The following is a 4580-nucleotide window of genomic DNA, read 5'->3' as shown; positions in this document are numbered from 1 at the left end:
GTGCGCCCCGACGACAGCGCGACCGCGCGCGACAGCGACCGCCGGATGTCCTCCATGCGGGCCGCCTTGTCTCCGTCGCCCTGCAGCACGATCAGGAACTCCTCGCCGCCGTACCGGCCGACCTCTTCGCCGTGGCGCCGGCCGCGGCGCAGCCTGTGCCCGATCTCGGTCAGCACCTCGTCGCCGGCCAGATGCCCCATCTGGTCGTTGATCGCCTTGAAATGGTCGACATCGGCCAGTCCGATCGCGAGCCCGATCGCCCGATCGGCGCCGGGGGCGTCCGCCTGCAGGCAGGCCTGCAGATGCGCCTGGATGGCGCCCCGGTTCAGCAGGCCTGTCAGGCTGTCCAGCCGCGACTGGCGGACCAGCGCCTCATGGGCCGCGCGGATCTCGGCCGTCTGGCGTTCGACGGTCTCGCGCAGTTTGCGCCGCTGCTTGATCAGCAATCCGACCCGGATGCGCCACAGCCCATAACCCGCCAGCCCGCAGGCCATGATTTCGCCGATCCGTACCTCCGGGCTCTGCCACCAGGGGCGCCCCATGCCCAGCGAAACCGCGACGATCGCCGGTTCCTGGTCGCGTCCGGGATCATAGGCCTGCAGCAGGAAACGATGCGTGCCCGGCGGCAGGCTCGGATAGCGCACGGTGTCCTCGGTCGCCTCGTTCCAGCCTTCATCCACCCCCTCCAGCCTGTAGCGGAAGCGGATCCGGCCCTCGTCACGATAATCCAGCGCGCCGAAGGTCACGCGGAACGGCGCGCGGCTGAAGGCGACCGCGCGGCCGTCATAGGGGGCGTCGCCCAGGGTCATCCGGCTGATCACCGGCCGCAGCGTCTCGGCGCGCCGCAACTGCTCGGGCCGCAGGATATGCGACAGCCCTCTGCTGGTCCCGACCCAGATCGTGCCGTCCGTGTCATCGATCAGGCTGTCCTGGTCCAGATCGTCGGCGATCAGCCCGTCCGCCGCGGTCACGCGGGTCCAGTGCGCGCCGTCGAACAGCGCCAGCCCATGGTCCGACCCGATCCACACCCAGCCCCGATGGTCGACCAGCACGGCATAGGTCATGTCGGTTCCGATCTCCGCCGGGCCGAAGGCGGTCAATGCCGTGATCCGGTCGCCGTCATGCGTCGCGCGATACAGCCCGCCCTGGCCGGTTACCCACAGCGTATGCGCGTCCTGCGCCGCCAGCAGGTTGGGGATGAAATCCGCCTTCGGCCAGCCGGCCCGCGCCACCGTCACGATGCCGTTGCGCCGCCGGACCAGCAGCCTGCGCCCTTCGATCAGCCACAGCGCGCCGTCCCGGTCGATCAGGCCGGACGCATAGGCCCCGCCCATCCCCGGCACCGGAACAGGCGTCGTGTCCGCGCGCGCCGTATCGACCCGCCACGCGCCCGTGTCGGACAGGATCCACATATCATGCTCCCGCCCCGGCAGGATCTTGTTGATGCGGCGCATGTCGTAATCCTGCTGCAGGCCCGTCGCCGGATCCATGCGGGCCAGATAGTCCGGCCCGTCATGCCACAGGCGGCCCCGATCGTCGGCGGCGATCAGGAACGCCGCCTGCGGGATCGCGCGCACGACGCGCCGCGCCGCCGTGTCCAGCGCATCGATCCCGCTGTCGGACGTGATCCAGAGCAGTCCGCCCGGCCGGCGCAGCATCTGCCAGATGATGGCGCCGGACAGCCCGTTCCGCCGGTCGAAATTCTCGAACACGCCGAACCCCCGGGTCAGGATCATCCCGATCCCCGGCACGCCGATCCACAGATTGCGCTGACGGTCGAACAGCACCACGCTCAGCGGCGCCGCGATCGGTTCTCCGTCCAGCATCCGCATCGTCCAGCCGTCGTCGGTACGGATCGCCAGTTCGCCGTCATCGGCCTGGGTCATCAACCTGCCGTCCGGCGTCCAGGCGAGGGTCAGAAAACGCTGGTAGTTCTCATATTGCGTGCCGATATGCGGGACCGGCTCGACCCGCAGCGTGCCGCGCGCCGGGTCGGCCGTGATCAGGCTGCGCAGGGTGCGGGCATACAATACGCCCCGCCCGTCCTCGGCGATGGCGTCCACCCTGCGAGGCGGCGCCAGGGCAGGGACCGGCAGACAATGCAGGCTCCGCCCCGCCAGCACGCACAGCCGGCCGCCGCCCGTGCCCAGCCACAACCGGTCCCGCTCGGCATGCAGGGCCGAGACGTCCGTCAGGGTGCCTTCAGCCAGCCCCAGCACGCTTTCCAGCGTGTCGATCCTGTCTTCGCCCCCGACCCGATGCAGGAACAGCAGCCGGTCGCGGTCGGTCATGACCAGGCCGCCCCGCCAGGGCGCGATCTTGCGGAATTCGTCGCGGCTCAGCGCCGCGTGTGCCGCCACCGGGACGAAATGCAGGCCCAGCACGGGCATGTCCGCCGTGACGGCATGGGCGACATAAATCCGGTCCAGCAGGACCAGGACCAGGTCGCCGCCCGCGGTCATGACGGCGGCCTGCGCCATGCCGCCGACCGGCAGGCCCTGTTCGGGCCCCAGGGGCAGGAACTGCCGGCCGTCGAATGCGAAGAACCCGTGCTGGGTGCCCACCAGCATTTCGCCGTTCGGCAATTGCAGGGCACTCAGCACCGCGGTGTTCGTCAGCCCGGCCGCCATGCCGTAGCGCGTCGCGGCGATCGTCTGGCTCCGTGCCGGTCTCGCGGCGGACAGCGCCAGCAAGCAGCCGAATACGATCGCAAGTGGTTGGAAATATTTATTCTTTAGAAGAAACGACACGTCAGCCGCCCTGCGTCCGGCAGACGCCCGTAAAGAGGGTGTCACTCTGTCCTCCCGTGGAACGTTCGCGACCGGTCCGCTGGCGGCGGGTGGACTCTCTTCGCCGGGTCCGGTGGCAGGCCGGCCGCCGGGCCATGCCTTCGTTGTGCAAAACGGTCCGAGAGTGCGTTGAAAAAGGTTTACTGAAATGAAACGGCCGCATTACCCCCGATCGTGCCGTCCGGGTCAATAGTCATCGTGCAGAACCTGGGGTGCAGAACCTGGGGTGCAGAACCTTGGACGCAGAACCTGGGCAAGGAACCTGGCCGGCCTGCGCGTACCGATGCCCTTATTGCGCGCGTATCGTGCGCGGCGGATCGCTCACGCCATCGCCCCGTTTGCGCGGAGACGGTCCGGAACGCGGCTGATGGGCGTCCGGATGACGGCGCGCGGGATCGGCGTGCCATCGGCATGGAAACGGTCGGGAAACACCTGGTGCGGCGTCTTGCCGATCAGTTCGGCAATGCGCCGTTCGGTGCGGATGGAATTTCCGGGCCGGTGGATCGCCGCGCTGATTGCGTTGGGATTCAACCCCAATTGGCGAGAGATGCTCGCCAAACTGCCATACCGTTTCCTTAGTTCGGCTTTTATATCCTCGACATGCATTGGCCTAACGCATGGCTTTCATGCCATACTGCGTCTCCTTGTGCGAGCCGGGCCGGCGCCAACCGGCCTTTATTTTCAACCCGAGATCAGATGTTGGCGCCTGATCCACATCTCAGAGGATGCTGTGTGAGTTTCTGTATGGCAACTCCAAATAAAAAGTCCGATCTTAAAATTTCTGTAATTAATCCCTGATCGGTGGTTATCCGTTGAAATGTCTAAGAATTTAGAGATTCCATACGGCAACGCTGCCAATATGGCCGGATTCGGCCCCGACGACGCCGGCAGCGACGTAAAACGGCGGGCCGAAAGATTGCGCGCCGCCGTTCAGGCCGCCGGCGGGAATTCCCAAGTGGCAATTCGCGCCCAGATGGCGGTTGGCACGCTCAACAACTACATCGCCGGCCGCGACATGAAGGCCAGCGCCATGATCGCTCTTGCAAGAGCATGCGGCGTGCCGCTCGAATGGCTGGCGGTAGGCGCCGAAACGCCGATGTCCGATGCGTTCCGTCAGCGTCCGGGGCGGACGGCCAGCTTGCAGGACGTGCCCGCGTTCGCGCCGGATTTGATGTTCCATCCTCAATTCGGCGACCGCGAGACGATCCAGGTCAAGTACTTTGATGCAGAACCGTCCCCCGGCGCCGGAATGCAGCCGAACGATTGGGAAGACGGCAGGATCTATACGGTTTCAAGGCATTTCATCGGCAACGTGCTGGGCGCGTGGAGCAGGAATTTATTCTTTGTCCGCATCCAGGGGGACAGCATGCAGCCCTCGATCGATGCCGGGGATACGCTTCTGGTCAATTACACGCCCGCCCCGTTCGTCCAGTCGGTCTATGTCGTTGCGGTTCAAGGCCTGCTGATGGTCAAGCGCCTGTCGATCAAGGACCCGGAAACCCTCAGCGTCGTCAGCGACAACCCGCGATACGCGTCCTTCGACGTCCCGATCCGGCGCATGACCTGGTCGGCCGATGACGACAGCGCCCAGCTTCGCCTGATCGGCCGCGTCATCGGCCGCTTCCATCTGAATGTCTGAGCGGCGATGGCAGGCCTCCGGATGATCCTCCGATCGGTCCAAAGGCACCGGCGGGCGTTCCGGTGGGCTTGCGGCGCCGGCTGCGTGGTGGCGCTCCTGCTGCTCGGTCCGCGCGCGCATCCCTGGCGGGGACAGGTCTCCCTGCCGCCGGT

At 66.7% G+C, this 4580-nt stretch carries 3 protein-coding genes; 1 reads left to right on the top strand and 2 read right to left on the bottom strand.

Features of this window, described 5'->3' with window-relative positions; translation table 11 throughout:
- A partial coding sequence (locus HUK84_RS23675; RefSeq protein WP_176640338.1) for a ligand-binding sensor domain-containing protein occupies positions 1 to 2750 on the bottom strand: 2750 nt, incomplete at its 3' end.
- A 360-nt stretch (positions 2751 to 3110) separates the two neighbouring features.
- A complete protein-coding gene (locus tag HUK84_RS10995) occupies positions 3111 to 3395 on the bottom strand; it encodes a helix-turn-helix domain-containing protein (protein ID WP_176640337.1) in 285 nt (94 codons plus the stop codon).
- A 349-nt stretch (positions 3396 to 3744) separates the two neighbouring features.
- On the opposite strand from HUK84_RS10995, the gene HUK84_RS23670 reads away from it, so the two are divergent.
- Complete coding sequence (locus HUK84_RS23670; RefSeq protein WP_176640336.1) at positions 3745 to 4428, top strand: LexA family transcriptional regulator; 684 nt, start codon at positions 3745 to 3747, stop codon at positions 4426 to 4428.
- The last annotated feature ends 152 nt before the right edge of the window (positions 4429 to 4580 follow it).

Source organism: Nguyenibacter vanlangensis, assembly GCF_013376155.1.
In the GTDB taxonomy this organism is placed as follows: Bacteria; Pseudomonadota; Alphaproteobacteria; order Acetobacterales; family Acetobacteraceae; genus Gluconacetobacter; species Gluconacetobacter vanlangensis.
This window is presented reverse-complemented; position numbering and strand designations above follow the sequence as displayed.

Coding starts and splice junctions, on each gene's coding strand:
- HUK84_RS10995 (WP_176640337.1), bottom strand. CDS start 3,395: ATGCATGTCGAGGATATAAAAGCCGAACTAAGGAAACGGTATGGCAGT.